This is a genomic window from Pseudomyxococcus flavus (genome assembly GCF_050038885.1).
Lineage (GTDB): Bacteria > Myxococcota > Myxococcia > Myxococcales > Myxococcaceae > Myxococcus > Myxococcus flavus.
In genome coordinates, this window is the sequence record NZ_CP143624.1 from 1130108 (window position 1) to 1152915 (window position 22808).

A 22808-nucleotide genomic window follows, 5' to 3' on the forward strand; every position below is an offset into this window, starting at 1 on the left:
GCTCGGCGTTGCCTTGCCAAGCCGTGGACGTCGGTGGCACGCCACCACTCCAAAGCCGTCGATGCACACGCGCCGCAGCCCCGCGCCCATCCAAGACTGAGGTTGGGCGTACATGGCCATCGGCCGCGTGTCGGCTTGTGTACGACGAGACGCCACCTCGGACTGGGGTGGGCTGGCCCTGGTCACCGGGGATTGGCTAGCGTGGGCACCCATTCCTCGGGGTCCGTACCGCCTCCGAGGCCGGCCAAGTCACACGGATGATGTCCGCCCACTTCGCGCGCGTATCGCCCCGTCGGGGGCCACGTTCCCTCTGCCACCGCCAGGCGCACGCCTGCCGTGGATGGAACGCCTGAGGACCGCCGTGACGGTGACGCCCCTGCCGTGGCTCCGCAGCATCCGCGAGAAGCTGGGCGCCCGAGCCGCCCGGCTCTGGGCGCCCATTCAGCACACGCCCCTGGGGCTGTTCGCGACGGACACCTTCCTGGCCGCGAAGACGGTGGCGCAGGGCTTCCGCGGCGAGAACCTCCGGCTGAGGGCCGCGGCCCTCACCTACGTCAGCATGTTCTCCATGGTGCCGCTGTTGACCGTGGCACTCGTCCTGCTGACCGCGTTCCACCAGGAGGAGTTCAAGGAGAAGCTGCGCTTCGTCGTCAGCGAGGTGCTCGACCCGGGCGTGCGCGGCAAGTCCTCCGCGTTCCTCGACCGGTTCCTGCACCCCAGCAGCACCATCGCCATCGGCAGCGTGGGCTTCCTCGCGGTGCTGCTGTCCGCGGGTTCCCTGCTCCGGCAGCTCGACGGCGCCGTGAACGAGCTCTGGGGCATCCGAAGGCAGCGGCCCTGGCGCATCCGCCTCCTCATCTACGCGGGCCTCCTGCTCATCGGGCCGTTCTTCCTCGCGGTGTCCTTCTCCGGCACGGGCAAGGTGCGCGTCTTCCTGCAGAGCCACGCGCCCTACGCCAACGCCTTCATCCTGCTGGGAACCACCCTCATCGCGGTGGCGAGCCTGACGCTGCTCTACTACTGGACGCCCTACTCCCACGTCCGTGTGCGCTCGGCCGTCGCGGGCGGACTGGTGGCCGGCCTGGGATGGATGGTGGCCAAGCAGGTGTATGCCGCCTTCGCCGAGCGAAGCTTCCAGTACAACCCCCTCTATGCCTCGCTCGGCGCATTGCCCATGTTCCTGGCCTGGGTCTACATGAGCTGGCTGCTGCTGCTGTTCGGCGCGAGGCTCTCCTACGCCGTGGAGCACGCCGCGTTCCGGGACTCGCTGTTCGCCTTCGGCAGCCACCCGCGCGCGCACGAGCTGGTCGCCGCCCGCGTCGCTCAGGAGACCACCCTGGCCTGGGTGGACGGCTTGCAGCCCCCTACGCCCCGCGAGCTGGCAACCCGGCTCCGCGTCCCCGAGTCGCTCGTGCACGAGGTCGTCGACCGCATGGTGGCCGCCGTGCTGCTGGAGCGCATGCGCAGAGGCGGCGTGCGACCCGCGAAGGACCCGTCGACCCTCACGCTGGCGGACACGACGCTGGCGGTCCACGGGGTCATGATTTCAGGTGGCGCGGAGACATGGGACGGCCCGCGGGCCCCCGGGTTCGAACAGCTGGAGCCGCTCTTCCAGGCGGCGGACTGCGCCGGCATCGACCTGCTCCGTCGCACGCGGTGGCTGGACCTGGTGGTCCCCCTCCGCCCCGGACTGGCGGAGCCTGCTCCCTCCTCTCCTGGCAGGGCAGTTGCTGGGGGAAATCCGTAGAGGTTCTGGGTGTTTGGAAGCTCACCCAGCTTGCACGAAGGATGCGTTCTGTTATGTTTTCAGGATTCGACCATGGGCCAGAGCGCCCTGTTTCCAAGGGGTCACCGGGTTTGCGGGAGCGTCCGATGCTCAAGTCCGATCTGATCAACATCCTCGTCGCCAAGCGGGGCGTGACGCAGAAGCAGGCTGAGGCCACCATCGAGACGATTTTCGAGTCGATGAAGGATGCCCTCTGCCGCGGCGAGAACATCGAGATTCGCGGGCTGGGTGCCTTTCACGTGAAGAACTACCAGGGCTACCAGGGCCGCAATCCGAAGACGGGCCAGGTCATCCCGGTGAAGCCCAAGCGCGGCCTGCTCTTCCGCACCGGCAAGGAGCTCCGGGACCGCGTCAACCGCCCGGCGCCGCAGCAGGCCCAGACGGACCTGCCCTCGCTCCCCGAGAGCAAGGGCCCTGGGAACACGGGCACCGGGCTCTGAGCGCCCTCGCCCGGAACTGCCGCCTCAACGCCCCACCGCCACGGGCGACAGCCGGCCGATGGGGCGAATCTGTAGCGCCCCATCCAGCTCGCCATAGGTGAGCACCGCGACGTCCGGGAACGCGCCCTCGCACAACCTGCGCAGGGGCCGCCGGACGTCCGGCGCGGTGAGGAGCACCGCCCGCCCATCCGTGGCCACCTGCCGCACGCCCTCGAGAATTTCCGCCACCCGCTCCGGGTCGGGCGCCAGGCCGCGAGGCCCCATCCCCCGAAGCACCTCTTCCACTTCCGGGTCCACGAGGTAGGCATACAGCGGCCCGGTGGGCGCGAACTTGTGGCTGAGGTACCGGCGAAGCGCCTGCCGGCAGCGCTCCGCGAGCGCGACGGCGTCTCCTTCTGTCGTGGGTGACACGAGCGCCTCCAGGATGGCGCGCAGGTCGCGGATGCTGACGCCCTCCTGCAGCAGCTTGCGCAGCACGTCGGTCAGCAGCGGCAGCGGCACCTTCTGAAGCGCCTCCTTCACGAGCACGGGCGCCTGCGCCTCCAATCCATCCAACAGCCCCTGGACGTCCTGAAGCCCCAGGAGGTCCGCGGCGCGCGTCCGCAGCACGGCACGCACGTGGTCCGCGAGCAGCTCGCCGGGGCGCCGCAAGGGCACCTGCGCGGTCTCCAGCAGGGCCCGCCCTGACTCAGGGATGCGGCTGATGACCTTTCCGCTCGCGGGCTCCGTCGCGGCCTCGGCCTGCACCTGAAGAAACGCGAGCTCGTCCGGAGGCACCAAGGCATAGAGCGCGCCGGGGATGAGCTGCCCGCCCCCCGCGGGGACTTCATCCACCAGGATGCGGTACTCCCCGGTCGACAGATAGGCGGCCAGGGTACGCACCCGGATGCCGGGAACCCGGACGCCCAGTTCGAAGAACAGCTCGTCCCGCACCCCGTTCAACGTCTTGTGGACGAAGGCCGCGCCGTCCGCTTCCGCCAGCGCCGTGAGGTCCGGCGCCAGGTCCAGCGTCAGCGGAGAGACGCCCACCGGCGTCGCAGCACTCTCGGGAGGAGTCCCCGCGGCGCCTTCGACAGGTCCTTCCGCAGGGGCGCCGTCCTGTGCCTCGGGCTTCAGCACCCCCGGCCGGCTGAGGAGATAACCCAACCCTCCCAGTGCTCCCGCCAGGAGCAGGAACGTCAGGTGCGGCATGCCGGGCATGAGCGCCAGTGCGGCGCAGAGGCCCGCCACCACCCAGAGGGTCCGCGCCTCACCGAAGAACTGACTCCCAATCTCCGCCCCCAGGGTGTCCTCTTCCTTCTCCGCGGCGACCCGGGTGACGACGAGGCCCGCCGCCACCGCGATACACAGCGAGGGCACCTGGGAGACGAGTCCATCGCCAATCGCGATGAGCGCGAAGGTCGCTGCCGCCTCGGACAGGGACATCCCGCCCTGCAGCACGCCGATGACGGTTCCGCCGAGCAGGTTCACCGCGACGATGACCAGGCCTGCAATCACGTCGCCCTTCACGAACTTCATGGCGCCATCCATGGCCCCGAACATCTGCGACTCGCGCTCCAGGTCGCGCCGCCGCCTGCGAGCCTGCGCCTGGTCGATGGCCCCCGCGCGCAGGTCCGCGTCGATGGACATCTGCTTGCCGGGCATGGCGTCCAGCGTGAATCGCGCGGACACCTCCGCCACGCGCTCCGCTCCCTTTGTGACGACGAGCAGCTGCACCAGGGTCAGGATGGCGAACACCACCGCGCCAACGACGTAGTCCCCCCGCACCACGAACTCGCCGAAGGCCTGGATGACATCCCCCGCGTGACCTTCAGCCAGCGCGAGCCGCGTGGACGACACGTTGAGCGCCAGCCGGAACAACGTGGTGAACAACAAGAGCGTGGGGAACGACGTCACCTTCAGCGCGTCCCGGGCCCGCAGCGCCGCCACCAGCAGGGCCACCGCGGCCGCGAGGTTGATGGCGAGCCCCGCGTCCAGCAGCCACGCGGGCAGGGGGATGATGAGCGCGCCCAGGACCGCGGCCATGGCCACAGCCAGCACGACGTCCGAGGACTTCCGGGCCTTCAGCAGCACCTTCACGAGGGGGGTCATGACGTCTGTCTCCGTGGATGGTCGTCCACCTCCCGCGCTTCCATCGCCGTGCGCAAGACGACCGCGGCCGCCTGGTACAGCTCCTCCGGAATGGACTCGCCCACGTCGTAGTGGATGAGGCTGCGCGCCAGCGGGATGTCCCGCACCACCGGAATGCCGAGCTGGCGTGCCTGCTCCCGCAGGGCGAGTGCGTCCTCCTCCTGGGCTTTCGCCACCAGGTAGGGGGCCTCACACTCCCTGGCGTCGTAGCGAAGCGCGACCGCGATATGCGTGGGATTGACGACCACGGCAGTCGCCTTCTGCACCCCTCGTGCCGCGCCGCCTTGCGCGAGCTGACGATGCAGCGCCTTTCGCTGCCCCTTGTGCCGCGGGTCCCCCTCACTTTCCTTGTACTCGCGCTTCAGCTCCTCACGGCTCATCATCAGGTCCTTCATGTGGCGCCGCCGGGCCAGCACGTAGTCCCCCACCCCCAATGCCACCATCAGCCAGGTCAGCCGACTCACGAGCCCCGAGACATGCGTGAGGACCGCGGTCAGGCTCTCCGCGCCACCGAGCCAGGAGGTCCGCAGCGCATCCGGTCCAGCCTCCTCCACGTCGCTCCAGATGAAGGCGCCCAGCAGACCGACGATGAGGAGCGCCTTGGCCAGATCAATCCAGGGCCGCCAGCTGAAGAGCCGCGTCGCCCCCACGGCGATGCTGATGCGCTCCAGCTTGGGCGTGACCTGGTCGAAGTTCGCCTCGAAGCCAACCGTGGCGACCGAGGCCACCAGCGCGGCAGCCAGTGCGCAGCCCAGCACCGGGACACAGAGGCTCGCGCCCACCCACAGGCCTTCCTGCCACACGCCCGGGTCTTCCGGCCCCAGGAAGAGACGCCCGGTCCAGGCTTGAAGCCGCTCGAACCCCTCCGGCGCGGTCATCGTGAGGCCGAACATGCCCCCCGCCGTCACCGCGCTGGACGTCAGCAGCCGGCTGCGGGGAATCTGTCCCTTGCGCCGTGCCTCACGCAGACGCTTCGCGCTGGGCTTCTCCGTCTTTTCGCCGCTCATCGCGCCGCCTCCCCCAGCAGCGCCAGCGCGCCGTCCACGGAAAGCACTCCCGCCAGCAGGCGCTCACAGAACAGGCCCGTCCCGAGCCACAACAAGGCGCCCCCTCCGAGAATCTTCAGCGGCGCTCCCACCTCCTGGAGGTTCACCTGCGGAGCCGCACGCGACGCCAACCCCAGGAAGCAATCCACGACCAGCACGGCCGCCGCGATGGGAGCCCCCACCGCCAGCCCCGTGGCCATGGCCGCCCCCGCCAGCATGACGACCTGCAAGGTGGCCGCCTCCGTTGGAATGAAAGCGCCGAGCCGCACCACGCCGAACCCGCGCAACACGCCGCCCATGACGAGCGGCCACAGTCCCCCCGAAACCACCAGCGCCACCAGCAGGTGATAGAGCCCCTCTCCCGCGGCGGACTCGCGGCTTCCCGCCATGGGCAGGCTCGCCTCCGCGGACGTGCCCCGAAGCAGATCGATGAACCGCCCTCCCATGCGCGCGGCATCGAATGGCAGCGCCGCGACGAGCCCCACGGACGTGCCGTAGACGAGCTCGCGAATCACCAGTCCCCCCAGGGCCACGGTGGATGCCACTGGCGCGTCCAGCGCGACGCCCGCCTCCACCCGGAGGAAGAGGGACAACGAGAGCACCAGCGACAGCCGGACCATCGTCGGCGCGGACCGCCCCCCCAGCAATGGACACAGAAACGCAATGGGCAGCAGCCGCGCGGCGCACAGGGCCACCACGACGATGTCCGGCCCCAGCGACTCGAGCCAGGCGCGAAGCGTCTCCAGGTTCATACCGCGACCTCGGAGATGAGCAGCAGGAGCTGGTGGGTGAAACGCGTGAGCTGCCCCGAAATCCAGGGCCCGGCGAGGACCAGCGCCAGCGCGGCGGCACCCAGCTTGGGCACCACGGACAACGTGGGCTCCTGAAGTTGCGTGGTCGCCTGGAACAGGCTCGACAGGAACCCCACCACGAGGCTTGCGCCAATGGGTGGCAGCGACGCCAGCACCATCAACAGCAAGGCCTCTCGCCCCAGGGTGAGCAGGACGTCGTGGGTCATCGCATCACCGGTAGCCAAGGATGAGGCCGCGGGCGAGCAACGACCAGCCGTCCACGGCGACGAAGAGGAGAATCTTGAAGGGCAGGCTCACCTGGCTGGGCGACAGCGTCTGCATCCCCAACGCGAGCAGCACGTTGGCAATCACCATGTCCAGCACGAGGAACGGCAGGAAGACGAGGAAGCCAATCTGGAAGGCCTCCTTCAGCTCGGTGATGACGAACGCCGGGATGACGACGAAGAGGTCCGTCTCCTGCACGGACTCCATTTCGTCGACGGGGCGCAGCTCGCGCGCCAGGTCCACGAAGCGCGCCCGCTCGTCGGGGCTCCCGTGCTTGACCAGGAAGGCGCGCAGCGGCTCCGACACGCGAGACGCGGCGGAGAGCATCTCCGCACCGGAGCCGGATGCCACCTGGGCGTAGGCCACCTGGCCCGCGTCGTACATGCGCTCCATCACCGGCGCCATGATGTGCCCCGTGAGCACCGCCGCCAGCCCCGTCAGCACCACCGTGGGCGGCGCCTGCTGAGTCCCCATGGCCGAGCGCGCCAGTGACAGGACGACGGCAATCTTCGAGAAGCTCGTCAGCATCAGCACCGCGAACGGCAGCAGCGACATCACCGCGAGCATGCCCATCATCGACAGCGGACTGCCCGCGTAGGACAGCTTCGACAACGACTGCTCCGCCGCGGAGGCCACGGCCGGAGCCAACAGGCTCGCGCCCAGCATTCCGTATCTCATGGCTCCACCCTCCGGCCTCGCACCGTGCGCGGCCTCGGCATGGGTCGCCGGGCCTGCGCCAGCGCGCGGCTGAATTCAGGGGCGGACTCAGGCGTCTCGCGAATCTCCGCGAATGCATCACCGAAGGCGACCAGGTAGCTACGCCCGTCCACCTCCACGAGCGCCAGCCCGCACCGCTGCGAGAGGCCCGCTCGCGACACGACATTCAGCCGTGGCGCAGCGGACGCTCCAGGGACGGAGGTTCCGCGCTTGTGAAACCACCACCCCAGCACCGCCAGCGCGACGGCGCCCAGCACCCACCGCGCGGCCACCGTCGAGGACACACCCGCCATGGGGCCCAACGCGGCCAGCCCCAGGACCAGGGCGCCCGCCAACACCAGGCGCGAGCGCGGAGCTACCATCAGCTGCTTTGCGTTCATGAGTGGGCTCACGGCAGCAGCGCCAGGACACGGGCACCGACCTCGCCCTCGATTTCCACCAACTCGGCGCGAGCCACCGCGCGGTCCCCCACGCGCAGCAGCACCGGCTCACTGGCGTTGATGTGCAGCGGGAGCAGCGCGCCCGGCTTGAGCGCCGCGAGCTCCGACAACGGAATCATCACCCGCGTCAGCTCGATTTCCACGTCCACCGGCAGCGGAGGCATGCCCGCCTCCGATGGGTTCACCGCAGCCATGTTCGACTCCTGGGGAAGTGCGCGCTTCTGCGCGCGGGTCAGCGAAAAGCCCTCTGCGTGGAAGTCTCCCGAGAGCGCGAAACCACGCGTCACCAGCCGGCCAGGGCCGAAGAGCTTGCCGCCCTGCTGATGCACGCCCTCGAAGACGACGACATCGCCCACCACGAGCGCGTCCAGCGCGGTCGCAGGCAGCGGCGTCTGGCCCACGAGGCACCGGGTCTCCAGCGTGGCGGCCAACACCTCCGGCGCGATGTTCGGCGTCCGCTCCACCGGCAGCGCCTGGAACACCGTCTGGACCACCTGCGCTGGCAACAACAGCCGCGCGCCCGCGCGCAGCTCTCCGAGAGACACCGACAGCTCGATGCCCACCAAAGCCTGGCGGCCCTCCAGCCGCGCCACCACGTCCGACTTGCGCATGGTCACGCCCGCCAGGCGGGGGCCGAGCAACGGATACGCCCCACCAGCAGCCCGCCCAGCGGAGAGCGCCACCAACAGGAGATAGGCCAGCGTCGCCTCCTCCAACCGGGCCAGCTCCGTGACGACTCCTGGTCGCTGCCCTGCGCCAGCGATGCGCTCCAGCCCCGCGAAGGCGAGCGCGGGCTCCAGCTCCAGCACGGCGGTGCCCCCGACCGCCGCCAACTCCAGCACGGCGAAGATGGCGGGCTCCGCGAGCCCCACCGCGGGCGAGATGACCGTCTCCAGGAGGCGTGCCTCCGCCTGCACCGGACAGCCCAGCTCCCGGGTCAGCGCCTCCATCACCGCCTCCAGGGCCTGCCTTCCAAGGCCCGCCGCCTGGGGACGCTCGGCAATCACGAGGTGCGCCCGAGCCAGCCGACGCGTTCCCAGCCGGCGCAGGGGGCGCACCCGGCGGGTGGAAGCCTGTTCGATACGGGTGTTCATCCTTCTCTCCGGTACTGCAGGGGACGCACTCCACCCGTGCAGGCCCCTCGCCAGGGGCCAGACACGTGGCATCGCGGGTTTGGGAGGGCGCGGCATCCCCGGATGGGACGCCAGGTACAGGGGCCGGGACGGCGCCCCTGTGTGAATCAGCGGGTGGCCTCACGAATGAGGCGCTCGGCCAGAGCGCCGAGCGCTGGCGGCACCTCCTGTGGAAGAGCCTCCACCCGCTCAGAGGGGAACAGCGAACGGTGATACGGGGGCAGGCGGCGGAGGATTTCCCGGCGCAGCAGGGGCGGTACCTCAGCCATCACCTGCCGCAATCGCTCGGCAGCATCCGCCCGCTCACCGAACTCGACCGCGACCTTCGCCTGCCGCTGCGCGGAAGGCAGCGACGCCAGCCGCCGCAGATGGTCCGTCGCACGCTCCGCGGACCCTTCCCCCAGACCGCCCAGGAGGTCCGCGGCTCGCTCGCGCCCGAGCACCCAGGCCACCAGCGCGAGACGCTCCAGCGGCATGGGCAGAGGCGGCGGCGGCCCGGCGAGGCAGGGGACCTCCTCTGTTGGCGCTTCAGCCCGGACAGGGGCGGGACTCCTGCCCGGCCGGGGTTTGCGTCCCACGCGAGTCGCATCCATGCGTTCACCCTCCACGAGACGCTCAGGCCACCTTGCGTGCCGGCCCCGGCGACAGCACGGGACGCGCGGGGCCTGCCGGCGCCGCCGGAGCTGGCGCCCGGTCGCGGTAGTGCCGCATCCGCAGCGTCACCAGCACCAGGGCCACCGCCAGCCCCGTCACCATCAGCCCCAGCACCGCGAGGAGGACCCGCAGCCGGGTCAGTGGCGATGGGCCGCCCGACGCGGGGACCTCCACCCGGGTGGAGACTTCGTCCACCAGGAGCGAGACGGACTCGGGAGACAGTCCCTCCACGCCTCCCGCGAGCAACACCTTCAGTGTCTCGGAGGACTGCCTCACCCGGGCCGCGCTTCCCGGAGCCACCCGCAGCATCGCGGAGGCCTTCGACGGCCCCGGTGTCTGCCCGACCCGCGGCGGCGCGGGCACCACCAGATGAACCCGTGCGAGCAACACGCCTTCCACGGACTGAAGCGTCTTCTCCAGGCCCCGCTCCATCACCCGCACCCGGCAGACACTCTCCTCCACCGGCGTGCGCACCAGCCCGCCCCCGCCGAAGACGTCACACCCCACTTCCTCCGGGGGCCTCGGCAGGCCGAGCTCCGACAGGATCCTCACCGCGTCCGAGGCGTGCTCATCCGCGACCTCGATGGACCAGGTGGGCTTCTTGCCCGCCTCGGGCACCTTGCGCGCATCGAGCCCCCGCTCGATGAGCACGGATTGAAGCTCGTTGGCCTGCCGCTCATCCAGGCCATGCTGGATGCGCTCGCGGCAGGCCGTGACGGTGAGAAGCAGGAACAGCAACAGACAGCGGCGGAGAGGGAAACGCATCGGGTGCTCCTCAAACCTGGGTCTGGAGGACCTGCTTGACGCCGCCGGTCGCCTTCTCGACGACCTTGCCGGCGAGGTCGAGCTCCTGGCTCGCCCGGTAGACATGGGCCTGCAACGCGAGCAACTCCGCGGGCGTGAAGCTGCGGCCGGACTGCGCCAGCTCCAGGATGCGGTCCAGCCGCTTCTGCGCCTGCCCCACGCGGTCCAACACCTGCGCCGCCTGCTGCTCCCGGGCCGCCTGCACCGAATCCACACGGGCCCCAGGCTTCACGTCCGCGCAGCCCGGTGACGCCGGCCTCACCGCATCCGCTCGGGCCACGCCAGGGGGTGCCGCCGTGGGGGTGGGCTTCGGCGCCCCCTCGGTGGCCACCGGAATCCCAGCGCCCTTCGCCGACCCCTTCACCTCGTCAAACACCTTGCCGAACCGCTCCCGGCTGGGCTCCACCGCGGGCGACGCGCCCGCTCCACCCACCGGTCCCAACGTGTCCATGGCCATGGCTCGCGCGGCTCCTCAGCGGATGTTGTTGATGGCCGCCTTCGCGGAGTCGTGGCGGACCTTCATGATGTTGGAGACCGCGTTGTGCTCCCGGCTCTCCTTCTGCATCTCGTTCTGGAGGCTCAGGTAGGCCATGTTGAACTTCTGGCCCTCGGCGGTGAGCACCTTCTGCGCCTCCAGCAGGTCCCACGCGTCCTGGTTGCCCGCGGCAGCGCCCGAGGCGCCCCCCGTCTCGGCGGTGGCGGGAATCCCCGCCGCCGACGCCTTCGGCGCCACCGCCGACACCACCGTCTTCGTGCTGGAGATGGCCGCGCTGACGATGGGGCCCGCCGGAATCATGCCGCCCATCAGGCCCGCGCCCGAGCGCACCACCTCGTTCGCCGCGCGCGCCAGCACCGTGCCGAAGTCATTGTGCGGTGTCTGCCTCGGGACGGTATGGGTGATGGTCAGTGTGGGAATCCGACTGTCTTGGGACACGGGCAGCCTCCTGCGGCGAGTTGCCCGGCCCCTTTTCAGCAGACGTGCCAGTGGGAAACCCCAGCAATCCCAAGCACCTGGACGGCCGCGCCGGCGCTGACGCGCTCCGCGGGCCGGGAGGAGCGTCCAAGAGGGTGGACGGCGCTCCCCGGCTGGAAACTTGCGTCCGCGCCAGAGTGCCTCAGAGTTGTTGCACCCTGTTGTGTGGGAACGAGGAGAAACCCCGGTGAGCACGACCGATGGCGGCCCCCAGATTGCCGAGCGCTTTCATCCGCGCGTCGACGCCAACCTCCCGGTGAAGGTGCTCCTGACGGGGCGCTCGGTCATGGCCCGCGCGCGAGACGTGTCCATGGCGGGGCTGTTCCTGATGGCCCACCCGGCGGACACCGCGCGGCAACTCACCATCTCCATCCCCCTGCCCGGTGACCGGGAAATCACCACCACCTGCCAGATTCGCCGCCGCGAGGTGGACGGCGTGGCGCTGGAGTTCGGCGAGCTGGACTGGGACGACCTCATTGCCCTGGCGCGCTATCTCCACCCGCGCCTCCCCTGAGGCGGCCGCCCTTCAGGGGAGCTCGGACTTCGGCCCCGCCTCCCGGAGCCGCTCCACCAGTGCCATGAGCTCGGCGCCCCGGAAGGGCTTGTGGATGTAGCCATCCGCGCCCGCCTGGGTGGCGCTCTCCACGTCCGAGCGCTTCGCCTTCGCGGTGAGCATGTACAGGGGAACTCCGGCGGTGGCCGCGTCACTCTTGAGGATGCGGCACACGGAGATGCCATCGAGCTGCGGCAGCACCACGTCCATCAGGATGAGCTGGAACGTGCGGCTCTTGGCCAGCTTCAGGCCCTCCAGCCCCGTGGCGGCGCAGACCACCTCGACGGTGCCGTCGCTCAGCATGGAGCGCACCAGCTCCCGGATGACCGGCTCATCCTCGACGAGGAGGATGTGGAAGGGTGCCTGGGAATTGCCAGCCATGGTTCTCCGGACACGAAGCCACTGCGGAACGGGTTCGCGACAATCGCGGTCCCCCGCAGCCAATGTCACCCGCCGCGCGCGGTATAGCCCTCCGGGCCCGGACTGCACCAGCCAGGATGCAACGGATTGTGCAATGTTCCCCGTCTTCTCATTACGTAAGCCAGCCACCCGCTGGATGCCTCCCTTTTCGCCGGGGCCAGACCCTCATGCGCCCCCGTTCGCTGCTGAGGCAGGCTGACCACGGTAGCCCGGGTGCCCGTGCACCCCGCAAGCACGGCAAAACGGCCAGGACTATGATGAGCCTGGAATGGCCTCGAAATCTGGGTGCCGGAGCTGGCCTCATCCTGGTGCACCAGCGCAAGGACTACCGGCGCGCCGTCGAGCTGCTGGAGCGGGCTGTGGCCCAGGAGCCGAACCACCCCGTCTTCCAGCAGCACCTGCTCGACGTGACGGACCTCGCGGCCGGCGACGCGGGCACGCGCGAGGTGGAGAAACGCGGCGTCTTCGCGCACCTCACGGGGCGCCGGAGCTGATGCACGCTTCGCGGCTCAAGGCCCGCCGCCATCCAGCAGCCGCTCGGCCTCCTCGAGAGAGAAGGCCAGGTACGCCTCATGGCCCACCCGGCGGCTGCTGCGCTGGAACCGCACGGCCGCAGTGACGGAGCGCCCCACCACGCGCACCACCCGGCGGAAGCCGCGCACCCGCGCGGCCTCCACGACGCGCTCAATCTGCCCCGAGCCTGACTCCGGCAGCTCCGTCACCTCTCTCAAGTCCGAGAGGATGTCGAAGCCGGGCCGGAGCCGCTCCAGGGCAAGAATCGAGGCGTCCCCAATCTGGAGCGCCTCTTCTTCCGTGACGACACCCCAGAGGCGAATCACCAGCCGGTTCTTGCCAACGAGCGCCTCGACCGAAAACACAGGGCCACGACCTCCTGGCAATACCCGTCGTCCCTCCGGCGCCAGTCTACCCTCCGGATGACGGGAAGTTCCAGGCTTCCGCGCCTCCCTGCACAACACGGCCGCTGGCCGACTGCGTCAGATTTCGGCCACGCCGTCCCGCTCGGCCCACCCCTCCAGGCCATTGGGCAGGCGGATGCGGACGAAGCGGCCCGTCTCCTCCAGCAAGCGGACCTTGAGGCCGGCGTGCACCTCGAAGATGGAGCGGGCCCCGGGCTGGGGCAGCTCGCGCGCGACCAGCGTGGGCGCCAGCACCACCGCTTCATGCACCGTCGCCCCCACGTAGGCATGGGTGGCCACCAGCAAACCCGAGGGCACCGCCACCGCGAAGAGCAGCACGGCCAGGATGCCCACCACCGTCCGCCGCCCCTGCCCCAGTGCGCGCCAGAGCAGCACCAGGACGAAGGCCGCCACCCAGGTGCCCAGGAAGGTCCACGCCACCACCTGCCCGTCCGTGGCCGCCGCCACCCGGGGAAGGAAGGCATCCTCCGCGGTGGCCCCCACGACCTTGTCCACCTGCCGCGCGCGGGCCAGGGCCAGGTTGGCCTCCAGGTCCGGCGCCTGGCCTCCGGCCTTGCGGGCCTGCTCGAGCGCGAGCACCGCGCGCCCCAGGTCGCCCTGCGCCAGGTGCGTGGTCCCCAGGTTGTAGAGCACGTCCGGGCCACCCTGGCCGTTGGCCAGCAGCTTCTCGTAGCCCTCCTTCGCCGCCGCGTAGTCCTCGCGCGCGTAGGCCTCGTTGGCCTTGAGGAAGATGTCCTGCGCCTCTTCCGGCGTGTAGTAGCCGCTCACGCCCAGCCCTCCATGGCCGCCGCCGCGGCATCCATCACCTTCTGGCGCTCGGCCGGGTCGCCTCCGCCGCCGTAGCGGCCGAAGTCGCACGCCTCCAGCACGAAGAGCACCTTGGCGCGCCGCTCCGCGTCCGCGCCCGCCGCCGTCAGCTTCTCCGCGAGCGCCTCGCGGGTGAGGCCCACCACCGGCATGCCGAGCCGCGCCTCCAGGAAGCCGTGCAACGCCTTCTCCACCTCGCCGTAGAAGGCCCCCACGTCCGCGCCGGCCTGGAGCTTCTCCGCGTCCGCCAGGCGCTTGCGCGCGGCCTTCGCCTGCTGCCGCCCACGGCCCGCCTCGGAGCGCAGCGCCAGCCGCCCGCGTACGCCGCCAATCAGCGCCACGCCCAGCAGCAGCCCCAGCGGCGCCAGCACCAGGGGCAAGAAGAAGGCCCGCTGCCACACCGGCACGGCCGGCGCGGCGAACTGCGCCTGGTACCGCACCGGCCGCAGGCCGCCCGCGGTGAGCACGTTCTTCTGCTCGTGGGCCACGTCCGACGACGCCTGCGGCGAGCCCGCGGCCATGGACGACGCGCCGCCCGCGCCCGCCTCCACCGTGAGCGTCACGGGGTCGGTGCGCGACACCTCGTACTTGCGGGAGCGCGGGTCGAAGTAGGTGAACTCCAGCGACGGCAGCGTGAAGCTGCCCGTGCGCTGCGGCATCACCAGGTACTCCATCACCCGCCGGCCCTGCACGCGGTGGCGCTGCGGGGACACCTTGTCGGTGGTGGTGGGGTCATAGATCTTGAGCGCGGCGGGGCCCTTCAGCGGCGGCGGCGTGACGTTCTTCACGTTGCCCACGCCTTCAAGAGTGACCTTCACCGTGACGGGCTGGCCCAGCTCCACCTGCGTCTGGGACACGTCCATGGACAGCCGCCAGTTGCCCACGTGGGCGTTGGGCATGTCCTCCGGCCCGCCCGGCGGCAGCGGCTTCACCTTCACCTTGAGGGCGTTGGAGATGCGGTGCACGCGGTGGCCCGCGAAGAGGAAGCCGGTGGTGATGTCCGCCTCCGCGGGGGTGATGGACAGGGTGCCGGACTTCACCGGGAAGATGGCGCGGCGGCGCAGGAGGTAGGCGCGGTAGGGGATGCCGTCCACGACGCGCTGCTCACCCGACAGCTGCGTGGGGCTCTCCACCTCTTCCGTCCAGAAGCCCTCCAGCTTGGGCATGGTGACGGCGTCCACGCTGGACAGGTCCACGCGCGAGTAGATGTAGAGCGACAGCGTCACCTGCTCGCCCACGTAGACGGTGTCCCGGTCGAGGCTGGCGCGCAGGAACAGGTCGGAGTCCCCCCGCGGAATCGAGGGACGGTCCGCCTCCATCAGGTCGCCGAAGGCCTCCTCCATCTGCTGCATCTGCGCCTGCATGCTGGCGAAGGGGTCCGGCTGCCGGCCACGCCCCGCCTGCGCTGGAGGCGACGCGCCGCCCACCCGGCCGGCCCTCACCGTGAGCTCCACGGGCTGCGTGCGGTACGTCTTGCCGCGCACCGTGATTTGCGACGGCGGAATCTTGAGCCGGCCCGGGCGATTCGCCTGCATCACCAGCACGTGCCGGGTGACGTCCTGGATGACGGCGGGGCCGCCACCGGAGAGCGAGATGGAGCGCTGGCTGCTGCGCGAGCTGGAGTGGATGGTGAAGTCGTCCGACTCCGGCAGCTTCACCGGCGCGTTGGAGGGCGCGTCCACCACCACCACCGTGAGGCGGAAGGTGTCCTCGGTGCCCACCTCCTCGCGGTCCACCGTCTGGTAGAAATCGAGGTCGTCCGAGGCCGCCCACGCCGGCGCGGTGGCCAGCAGGGCGAACACGGCGAACACCACGCCGAGGGCGCTACCAGTCCTTCTCATTCGGCTTCCTCTGCTTCTTCTTCTGCTGGAACCGCCAGAGCTGGAGATTCTTCTCGTTCTGCTTCATCGCATCCAGCAGGCGCTCCGCCTCCTGCCGGTCCAGTTCCGACTCGCTGGAACCCCCATCCGACTCGGACGCTTCCGAGTCTTCTTCTCCCGCGCTGCCGCCGTCACTGCCACCGTCCTGGGGCTCGCCCTCTCCGTCGTCCTGTCCACCATCCGCGCCGCCGTCCGCGCCGCCATCGCCCTTGTCCGGCGGGCCCTGCTCACCACCGTCCGCGCCTCCGTCGGAGCCGCCGTCCGCGCCACCGTCCCCGTCCCCACCATCCGCGCCGCCGTCCGCGCCTCCGTCGCTGACGCCGCCATCCGCGCCACCGTCAGCGCCCCCGTCCTCACCTCCATCCGCGCCACCGTCGGTGCCGCCGTCCTGGGGCTCACCGCCATCGCCCTTCGTGCCGCCGTCCTCGCCAGCGTCCGGACGCCCACCGTCACTGCCGCCGTCGTTTCCGCCATCCGCGCCCGCGTCCTGGCCGCTGTCCTGGGGGGGCGGCAGGTTGCGCAGCACCACCTCGTAGTTGTGGCGGGCCTGCATGTCCTGCGGGTCCAGGGTGAGCGCGCGCCGGTAGGCCTTCAGCGCCTCCTGCCGATCTCCGGTGGTCGCGTGCAGGTTGCCCAGGTTGTACCAGGCCTTCTGCCGCAGGTCGGCGCGGTTGGACTCCGTCACCGACTGGAAGAGTGCCTTGGCATCCGCGACGCGCCCCAGCTTGGCCATTGCGTCCGCGCGGTTGAAGTCCACCGCCACGTCGTTGGGGCGCTCCTTCTTCGCGGCCTCGAACGCGGCGAGCGCGTCCTCGTAGCGGCCGGCCGCATAGGCCTCGCGGCCCTGCGCCACCAGCGGGTGGTCACGCTCCAGCGGCCCCGCGGCCCACACGGGGGAGGGCAGCGCCAGCGACGCCACCAGTCCATACGCCAGCCACCGCGCCGCGGGCGTCACCTTCGCGCTCATGGCGACGACCTCCGGCGCGACGACGGCAGCAGCACCATGCCCAGCGCCAGCAGGGCGAAGCCCGGGATGGCGAACGACTGGAAGCGCTCGTCGTAGCGGACCGTCACCCGGCTCTCCAGCTCACTCTTCTGCATCTGGTCGATGCGCTCCACCACCTGCGACATGGCCACGCCGCGCGGCTGGAAGTAGAAGGCGCCGCCGGTGGACTCGGCGATGGCCGTCAGCCCCGCCCGGTCCAGGCGCGTAATCACCGTCTCCCCCGCCGCGTCCTTCTTGTAGTCCACGAACACGCCGCGCCGGTCGAAGACGGGAATCGGCTCGCCGGACTCGGAGCCCACGCCCACCGCCAGCACCTGCACGCCCGCGTCCTTCAGCTGCTCGGTGGCCTCGGACACGTCGCCCACCAGGTCCTCGCCGTCCGACAGCAGCACCACCACGCGCTCCTTCGAGCCGCGGTCCGCGTTCTCCAGCACCTGCCACGCCAGCCGCAGCGCCGCGCCCACGTTGGTGCCGCCCTGGGGCATCACGTCCGGGTCCACCGCGCGCAGGAACAGCTTCACCGCCGAGTAGTCCGACGTGAGGGGCGACTGGATGAACGCGTCGCCCGCGAACACCACCAGCCCCACCCGGTCGCCCTTCAGCTCGTCCAGCAGCGTCGTCAGCTCCAGCTTCGCGCGCTCCAGGCGGCTGGGCTGGACGTCGCGCGCCAGCATGGACTTGGAGGCGTCCAGCGCCACCACCACGTCGATGCCGCGCCGCTTCGTCAGCTCGCTCTTGGTGCCACACTGCGGCTGCGCCAGCGCGAAGCCGAAGAGGGCCAGCCCCAGGCCATAGAGCCCGCCCTGCGCCGCGGGCCGCCACACCGACACGCCCGGCGTGAAGCGCTCCGCGTGGCGCTCGTGCAACAGCGCCCGGACGCGCGAGCGGCGCCGCAGCGCCCCCACCAGCGCGAGCAGGCCCAGGGCCACGCCCACGAGCACCAGCAGCAGGAACAGGGGCTGCGCCAGCCCCGCCTGGTATCCGAGCACGGTGAAGCGCCAGGGTTCCACGGGCGTCACGGGAAGACCCTCAGGAAGGAGGCGCGCAGGAGCAGCTCCAGCGCGGCGAGTCCGAAAGCGGCCAGGAGGAAGGGATGGAACTCCTCGCGGTAGGTGGCGCTGGCGCCGCCCTCCATCAGCTTCGAGCGCTCCAGCGAGTCGAGCACCTTCTGGAGGCCCTCGCGGAGCTGCTCGGGGTCGGTGGCGCGGTAGTACTCACCGCCGGTCCGGTCCGCGATGTCCTGCATCAGCTCCGGGTTGATGGGAATCTCCGTGTCGCGCCACACGGTGTTGCCGAACAGGTCCGTGCCCTGCGGGAAGGGCACCTTGCCGCCCTTGCCCACCAGGATGGTGTAGATGGGCACCCTCAGCGCCTGGGCCATGTTCGCCGCGTCCATGGGGGAGATCTTCCCGGAGTTGTTGTCGCCGTCGGTGATGAGCACCACCACGCGGCTCTTCGCCTCCGAGTCCCGCAGGCGGTTGAGCGAGGTGGCGAGCGCGTCGCCAATGGCCGTGCCGTCCTCCAGCACGCGCGTGCGCAGCTGCTTGATGACCTCCTTCAGCACGCCGTAGTCCAGCGTCAGCGGCGCCTGCGTGTAGGCCGCGCCCGCGAACACCACCAGGCCGATGCGGTCGTTCACCCGGTTGGAGATGAACTCGCTCAGCACCTCCTTGGCCACGTGCATGCGGTTCTGCGGACGGAAGTCACCGGCCTCCATCGAGGTGGACAGGTCCAACGCCACCACGATGTCGATGCCCTCCACGGACAGGTCGCGCACGCGCGAGTCGCGCACCTGGGGCCGGGCGATGGCGAGCACGGCCGCCGTCACCGCCGCCACGCGAAAGAGGGGCAACAGCGGCAGCAGGTACGTGCGAAAGCCCCTGCCACCGCGGGCGAAGACGTGCGCCGCGGAGAAGCGCAGCGTGGCGCGGGCGCGCCGCTCCCGCCACGCCTGCCAGAGCAGCAGCGGCACGAGCAGCAGCCCCCAGAGCGCCTCGGGGTTATTGAACGCGGGGAGCGGCGGCATTGTCAGAGGCCTGGGGCGGCGGTGGCGGAACGTACGTCTGGTCGATGAGCGCGTAGCCGAAGGCCAGCGCGGCGCGGCAGGACTCCGCCGAGGCGTCGGCGCGCGCGTACTTCACCATGTCCGACTCGGACACGAAGCGCATCAGCGCGTCCTCCGGCAGGCCCGGCGTGGACATGCGGCGCAGCGACGCCATCAGCTCGGAGCTGGTGCACTCCAGCGCCTCGAAGGCGTAGCGCTCGCCCAGGTAGCCACGGACGATCTCCGACAGCCGGAAGTAGAACTCCTTCACCTGGCCGCGCGCGGGCAGGTCGTCCGCCTTCAGCGCGTCCAGCGCCTTGCGCGTGCGCACGTCCAGCGGCAGCGGCGGCGTCACCACCACGTGCTTGGGCCGGTTCCTCCACCACCGGAACAGCAGCCACGCCAGCAGCGCCGCCGCCAGCGCGCCCAGCACCGTGAGCACCAGGCGCCACGAGCGGATGGGCACCTCCTCCGGAGGCTTGTAGTCGAAGAGGTCCGCGCCCTTCCCGTCCGCGTCCTGCGGCAGCGTGGACGTCACCTCCACCGCCTGCGCCGGCGCGGTGAAGCGCTGGGGGCCCTCCGGCGTGGCCACGTCGAACGGCAGCGCGGGCACCTCCACCGAGCCCAGCGCGAAGGCGGACAGCCGCACCCGGAACGTGGTGGTGGCCGAGTCCGGCCCGTCCTGGCGCTGGCGCGTCTGGTCCAGGAACTCGAAGTCCCCCGTCTCCTGGGGCACCGCCAGCTCGTAGCGGTGCGCCTTCGGGTGGGTGATGACCACTTCGTAGACGAAGGGGTCGCCGATGCGGACCTGGGGTGGGTCCACGCGCACCGACACGTCCAGGGGCTTGGCCTGCTCGTGCGTGGGCGCGCCCGCGGCCGCGGGGGCCTGGGCCCGGGCCTGCGAGGACGCCACCACGAAGCACATCGCCAGCAGGGGAAGGAGCCGCGTCACGCCGCCATCCTCCGGGCTCGCGCGCGGAAGAAGTTCGCGAGCGCCTTGCCGTGGTCATCGCCCGCGCGCAGCTCCACGTGGTCCAGCTCCAGCTTCTTGAACAGCTTGCGGCGCTCGTCGCGCGCGGCCTGCATTGCCCGGGCGAAGCGGCCTCGCACGCGCGGGTCGCTGGTGTCGACGACGAAGCGCTCGCCCGTCTCCGGGTCCTCCATGTCCACCAGCCCCAGCCGCGGAAAGGCCTCCTCCAGCGGGTCCGCCACCACCACGGGCACCAGGTCGTGCTTGCGCCCCACCAGCCGCAGCGGCTTCTCGTAGTCGCGCGCCTGGAAGTCGGAGATGAGGAACGTCACCGCCTTCCGCTTCGCCACCTGCGTCAGGTAGTTGAGCCCCACCGCCAGGTCCGTCCCCCGCCCCTCCGGCTGGAACGTGAGGATGTCGCTCACCAGGCGCAGCACGTGCGTGCGGCCCTTGCGCGGCGGCACCACCTTCTCCACGCGGTCCGAGAAGAGGATGAGTCCCACCCGGTCGTTGTTGGCGATGGCGCTGAAGGCAATCTGCGCGGCCACCTCCGCGGCAATCTCCGACTTGGTGCGCTCGCGCGAGCCGAACTCCTTCGACGCGGACACGTCCACCACCAGCATCACCGTCAGCTCGCGCTCCTCGGTGAAGACCTTGACGTAGGCCTCGTGCATGCGCGCGGTGACGTTCCAGTCGATGATGCGAATCTCGTCACCGGGCTGGTACTGGCGCACCTCGGAGAAGGCCATGCCCCGGCCCTTGAAGACCGAGTGGTACTGGCCGGCGAGCATGTCGGAGACCACCTTGCGGGTGCGAATCTCCAGCTTGCGGATGCGGCGGATGAGGTCCTTGGGAAGCACGGGGCGCCTGGCGGGCTCGCGAGGGTGAGGGTCAGGGGACTTCGACGCGGTCGAACACGCGCTGGATGATCTTCTCCGGCGTGAGGTCCTCGGCCTCCGCCTCGTACGTCATCGCCACGCGGTGGCGGAGCACGTCGAAGGCAATGGCCTTCACGTCCTCCGGGGTGACGAAGCCTCGGTGGCGCAGGAAGGCGTGCGCGCGCGCGGCCTGGGCCAGCGCGATGGTGGCGCGGGGCGAGGCGCCGAACTGGATGTAGTCCGCCAGGTCCTTGAGACCGTACTTGGCGGGCTCGCGCGTGGCGAACACCACGTTGAGGATGTAGTCCTTCACCTTCTCGTCCATGTAGATGTGGTGGACGAGCTCGCGGGCCCGGACCAGGTGCTGCAGGTCGATGACCCGCTGCGCGCGCGGCGACACGCCGCCGGACATCCGGTCCATGATGACCTTCTCTTCGTCGCGCGTGGGGTAGCCCACCTTCACCTTGAGCATGAAGCGGTCCACCTGCGCCTCGGGCAGCGGGTAGGTGCCTTCCTGCTCGATGGGGTTCTGCGTGGCCAGCACGAGGAAGGGCGAGGGCAGCCCGAAGGACTGGTCACCGATGGTGACCTGGCGCTCGGCCATGGCCTCCAGGAGGGCGGACTGCACCTTCGCCGGGGCGCGGTTGATTTCGTCCGCGAGCACGATGTTGGCGAAGATGGGGCCCTTGCGGACGGTGAAGTTCGCCGCCTGCTGGTTGTAGATCATGGTGCCCACCACGTCCGCGGGCAGCAGGTCCGGGGTGAACTGGATGCGCATGAAGGTGGCGCTGAGCGAGTCAGCGACGGTGCGCACCGTGAGCGTCTTGGCGAGGCCGGGCACGCCTTCCAGCAGCACGTGTCCGTTGCACAGCAGGCCAATGAGGATGCGCTCCAGCATGTAGCGCTGCCCGACGATGACCTTGCTGGTTTCCTGGTTCAGGACCTCGACGAAGCTGCTTTCCTGCTGCACGCGTTCGGTGAGCGCGCGAATGTCGGTGTTCATGTCGCCTCGTGTCGGACTGGCGGCGGGCAGCCTAGGGTTTACAGGGTATCCGGCTCAACACCGCAGAGGGCCGCACATTCCAGTAAGTTACCCGTCCGTCCGCTCCTCCTGGAGTGTCCTCCCCATGTACCACTCACAGCCCCAACGCCAACCCCTGTTCCACTCCCGGCGGACGGCCGCGCGGTGGGCAACACCATGAAGGCCCCCGCGGTGGGGCCCGTGGAGGCCGCGCTGCTGGCCCAATTGGCCCCGGCAGTCACGGCGACGGTTCACTGGTTGCCGGGAGGCGGGGCGCTCCGCGTCCTGGAGGCGGGCGCGGGCCCCACGGTGGTGCTGCTCCACGGACGCGGCGGCGCGGCCTCCTCGTGGTTCGCCTACCTGACGGCGCTGGCCCGAACGCACCGGGTGCTGGCGGTGGACCTGCCGGGGTTCGGCCTGTCGTCCCCCACCGACGGTCCGCTGACCACGGCCGAAGAGGCGGTGGCCTTCTTCACCGCGCCCGTGGAGGCGTTGCTGGCCCGGCTCGCGCCCGGCCCGGTGAGCGTGGTGGGACACTCGCTGGGCGGGCTGGTGGCCCTGGAGCTCGCATTGCGCGGCCGGGTGCCCGTGGAGCGACTGGGCCTGGTGGGTGCGATGGGCCTGGGGCCGGAGATGGCGCGCAAGGCCCGCCTCTTCTTCCGCTCGGGTCCGGAGCGCCTCGCGCGCGCCCTGGGACCCTGGGCCTGGGCCCGGATGGTACCGCCGCCCCAGACACCGCTGGGCCAGCGGCTGGGGGCTCTGGACTACGAGCTGCACGCCCGTCCGGGCACCAGCCCCGAGGTCGCGCGGGCCTTCGACCTGCTCGTCCCGCTCGTCGGCGAGGTCTTCCACCGCGCGCGGCAATTGGACGCGGTGGGCGTACCGGTGTTGGTCGTGTGGGGTGAACGGGAAGACGTCCTTCCGGTATCCATGGCCGAACAGGCGGCGCGGCGGCTGCCGCAGGCGCAGCTCGTGCGAGTGGATGCGGGCCACAGTCCTCACCAGGAGCGGCCGGAGCGCGTGCTCCCCGAGCTGAAGACCTTTCTCGACGCCCAGCCCTCGCCGTAGTGCACGGTGGGCGGGCGCCCGATG

The 22808-nt window shown here is 70.7% G+C and carries 26 protein-coding genes; 5 read left to right on the forward strand and 21 right to left on the reverse strand.

Annotated elements, in window-relative coordinates:
- Window positions 1–340 precede the first annotated feature (340 nt).
- Window positions 341–1747: a YhjD/YihY/BrkB family envelope integrity protein gene (locus VZL07_RS04635; protein ID WP_426754118.1), complete on the forward strand. Its 1407-nt coding sequence runs from the start codon at window positions 341–343 to the stop codon at window positions 1745–1747.
- Window positions 1748–1872: 125 nt separating this feature from the next.
- Window positions 1873–2226, forward strand: coding sequence for an HU family DNA-binding protein (locus VZL07_RS04640; protein WP_013942089.1), 354 nt, complete (start codon window positions 1873–1875; stop codon window positions 2224–2226).
- A gap of 24 nt (window positions 2227–2250) precedes the next feature.
- Here the strand turns inward: VZL07_RS04640 and VZL07_RS04645 are convergent, their stop codons facing one another.
- The 11 genes from VZL07_RS04645 to VZL07_RS04695 form a co-directional block, all read right to left on the reverse strand.
- The gene (locus VZL07_RS04645) at window positions 2251–4317 is read right to left on the reverse strand and encodes an FHIPEP family type III secretion protein (protein ID WP_426754119.1); all 2067 of its coding nucleotides are present in this window, start codon (window positions 4315–4317) and stop codon (window positions 2251–2253) included.
- Entirely contained in the window at window positions 4314–5363 is a 1050-nt protein-coding gene (locus VZL07_RS04650; protein ID WP_426754120.1) for an EscU/YscU/HrcU family type III secretion system export apparatus switch protein, read from the reverse strand. The genes VZL07_RS04645 and VZL07_RS04650 overlap by 4 nt, the downstream gene beginning before the upstream one ends.
- Window positions 5360–6154, reverse strand: a complete 795-nt coding sequence (locus VZL07_RS04655; protein WP_426754121.1) for an EscT/YscT/HrcT family type III secretion system export apparatus protein — start codon at window positions 6152–6154, stop codon at window positions 5360–5362. The genes VZL07_RS04650 and VZL07_RS04655 overlap by 4 nt, the downstream gene beginning before the upstream one ends.
- A complete protein-coding gene (locus VZL07_RS04660; RefSeq protein WP_426754122.1) occupies window positions 6151–6420 on the reverse strand; it encodes a flagellar biosynthetic protein FliQ in 270 nt (89 codons plus the stop codon). Before VZL07_RS04660 ends, VZL07_RS04655 begins: the two co-directional genes overlap by 4 nt.
- Window positions 6421–6424: 4 nt before the next feature.
- The gene (gene sctR / locus VZL07_RS04665; RefSeq protein ID WP_426754123.1) at window positions 6425–7156 is read right to left on the reverse strand and encodes a type III secretion system export apparatus subunit SctR; all 732 of its coding nucleotides are present in this window, start codon (window positions 7154–7156) and stop codon (window positions 6425–6427) included.
- Complete coding sequence (locus VZL07_RS04670) at window positions 7153–7575, reverse strand: flagellar biosynthetic protein FliO (RefSeq protein WP_426754124.1); 423 nt, start codon at window positions 7573–7575, stop codon at window positions 7153–7155. The genes sctR and VZL07_RS04670 overlap by 4 nt, the downstream gene beginning before the upstream one ends.
- A gap of 8 nt (window positions 7576–7583) precedes the next feature.
- Window positions 7584–8729, reverse strand: a complete 1146-nt coding sequence (gene sctQ, locus VZL07_RS04675) for a type III secretion system cytoplasmic ring protein SctQ (RefSeq protein ID WP_426754125.1) — start codon at window positions 8727–8729, stop codon at window positions 7584–7586.
- A gap of 146 nt (window positions 8730–8875) precedes the next feature.
- Window positions 8876–9244, reverse strand: a complete 369-nt coding sequence (locus VZL07_RS04680; RefSeq protein ID WP_426754126.1) for a hypothetical protein — start codon at window positions 9242–9244, stop codon at window positions 8876–8878.
- 139 nt (window positions 9245–9383) lie between these two features.
- The gene (locus VZL07_RS04685) at window positions 9384–10187 is read right to left on the reverse strand and encodes a flagellar M-ring protein FliF (protein WP_426754127.1); all 804 of its coding nucleotides are present in this window, start codon (window positions 10185–10187) and stop codon (window positions 9384–9386) included.
- A 10-nt stretch (window positions 10188–10197) separates the two neighbouring features.
- Window positions 10198–10683: an ATP-dependent helicase HrpB gene (locus VZL07_RS04690; protein ID WP_426754128.1), complete on the reverse strand. Its 486-nt coding sequence runs from the start codon at window positions 10681–10683 to the stop codon at window positions 10198–10200.
- A 15-nt stretch (window positions 10684–10698) separates the two neighbouring features.
- Window positions 10699–11160, reverse strand: coding sequence for a hypothetical protein (locus tag VZL07_RS04695; RefSeq protein ID WP_426754129.1), 462 nt, complete (start codon window positions 11158–11160; stop codon window positions 10699–10701).
- Between the two features lie 226 nt (window positions 11161–11386).
- Here VZL07_RS04695 and VZL07_RS04700 point away from each other — a divergent pair, with 226 nt between their 5' ends.
- Window positions 11387–11713 (forward strand): PilZ domain-containing protein, encoded by a 327-nt coding sequence (locus VZL07_RS04700; RefSeq protein WP_426754130.1) that lies wholly within the window; start codon window positions 11387–11389, stop codon window positions 11711–11713.
- A gap of 12 nt (window positions 11714–11725) precedes the next feature.
- On the opposite strand, the gene VZL07_RS04705 is transcribed toward VZL07_RS04700, so the two are convergent.
- Window positions 11726–12133, reverse strand: coding sequence for a response regulator (locus VZL07_RS04705; RefSeq protein WP_426754131.1), 408 nt, complete (start codon window positions 12131–12133; stop codon window positions 11726–11728).
- Window positions 12134–12480: 347 nt separating this feature from the next.
- On the opposite strand from VZL07_RS04705, the gene VZL07_RS04710 reads away from it, so the two are divergent.
- Window positions 12481–12666, forward strand: a complete 186-nt coding sequence (locus VZL07_RS04710) for a hypothetical protein (RefSeq protein WP_426754132.1) — start codon at window positions 12481–12483, stop codon at window positions 12664–12666.
- Between the two features lie 15 nt (window positions 12667–12681).
- On the opposite strand, the gene VZL07_RS04715 is transcribed toward VZL07_RS04710, so the two are convergent.
- From VZL07_RS04715 to VZL07_RS04755, 9 genes are all read right to left on the reverse strand, one after another.
- Entirely contained in the window at window positions 12682–13050 is a 369-nt protein-coding gene (locus VZL07_RS04715; RefSeq protein WP_426754133.1) for a hypothetical protein, read from the reverse strand.
- A gap of 117 nt (window positions 13051–13167) precedes the next feature.
- Window positions 13168–13878 (reverse strand): tetratricopeptide repeat protein, encoded by a 711-nt coding sequence (locus tag VZL07_RS04720; protein ID WP_426754134.1) that lies wholly within the window; start codon window positions 13876–13878, stop codon window positions 13168–13170.
- The gene (locus tag VZL07_RS04725) at window positions 13875–15758 is read right to left on the reverse strand and encodes a BatD family protein (RefSeq protein WP_426754135.1); all 1884 of its coding nucleotides are present in this window, start codon (window positions 15756–15758) and stop codon (window positions 13875–13877) included. Before VZL07_RS04725 ends, VZL07_RS04720 begins: the two co-directional genes overlap by 4 nt.
- Complete coding sequence (locus tag VZL07_RS04730; RefSeq protein ID WP_426754136.1) at window positions 15742–16764, reverse strand: tetratricopeptide repeat protein; 1023 nt, start codon at window positions 16762–16764, stop codon at window positions 15742–15744. Before VZL07_RS04730 ends, VZL07_RS04725 begins: the two co-directional genes overlap by 17 nt.
- Entirely contained in the window at window positions 16761–17822 is a 1062-nt protein-coding gene (locus VZL07_RS04735) for a VWA domain-containing protein (RefSeq protein WP_426754137.1), read from the reverse strand. The genes VZL07_RS04730 and VZL07_RS04735 overlap by 4 nt, the downstream gene beginning before the upstream one ends.
- On the reverse strand, window positions 17819–18829 hold the full coding sequence (locus tag VZL07_RS04740) for a vWA domain-containing protein (protein WP_426754138.1): 1011 nt from the start codon (window positions 18827–18829) through the stop codon (window positions 17819–17821). Before VZL07_RS04740 ends, VZL07_RS04735 begins: the two co-directional genes overlap by 4 nt.
- Window positions 18804–19799 (reverse strand): hypothetical protein, encoded by a 996-nt coding sequence (locus VZL07_RS04745; protein ID WP_426754139.1) that lies wholly within the window; start codon window positions 19797–19799, stop codon window positions 18804–18806. Before VZL07_RS04745 ends, VZL07_RS04740 begins: the two co-directional genes overlap by 26 nt.
- Window positions 19796–20677, reverse strand: coding sequence for a DUF58 domain-containing protein (locus tag VZL07_RS04750; protein WP_426754140.1), 882 nt, complete (start codon window positions 20675–20677; stop codon window positions 19796–19798). The genes VZL07_RS04745 and VZL07_RS04750 overlap by 4 nt, the downstream gene beginning before the upstream one ends.
- A gap of 31 nt (window positions 20678–20708) precedes the next feature.
- Entirely contained in the window at window positions 20709–21698 is a 990-nt protein-coding gene (locus VZL07_RS04755; protein WP_426754141.1) for an AAA family ATPase, read from the reverse strand.
- A 195-nt stretch (window positions 21699–21893) separates the two neighbouring features.
- Here VZL07_RS04755 and VZL07_RS04760 point away from each other — a divergent pair, with 195 nt between their 5' ends.
- Window positions 21894–22784: an alpha/beta fold hydrolase gene (locus VZL07_RS04760; protein WP_426754142.1), complete on the forward strand. Its 891-nt coding sequence runs from the start codon at window positions 21894–21896 to the stop codon at window positions 22782–22784.
- Window positions 22785–22808 lie beyond the last annotated feature (24 nt).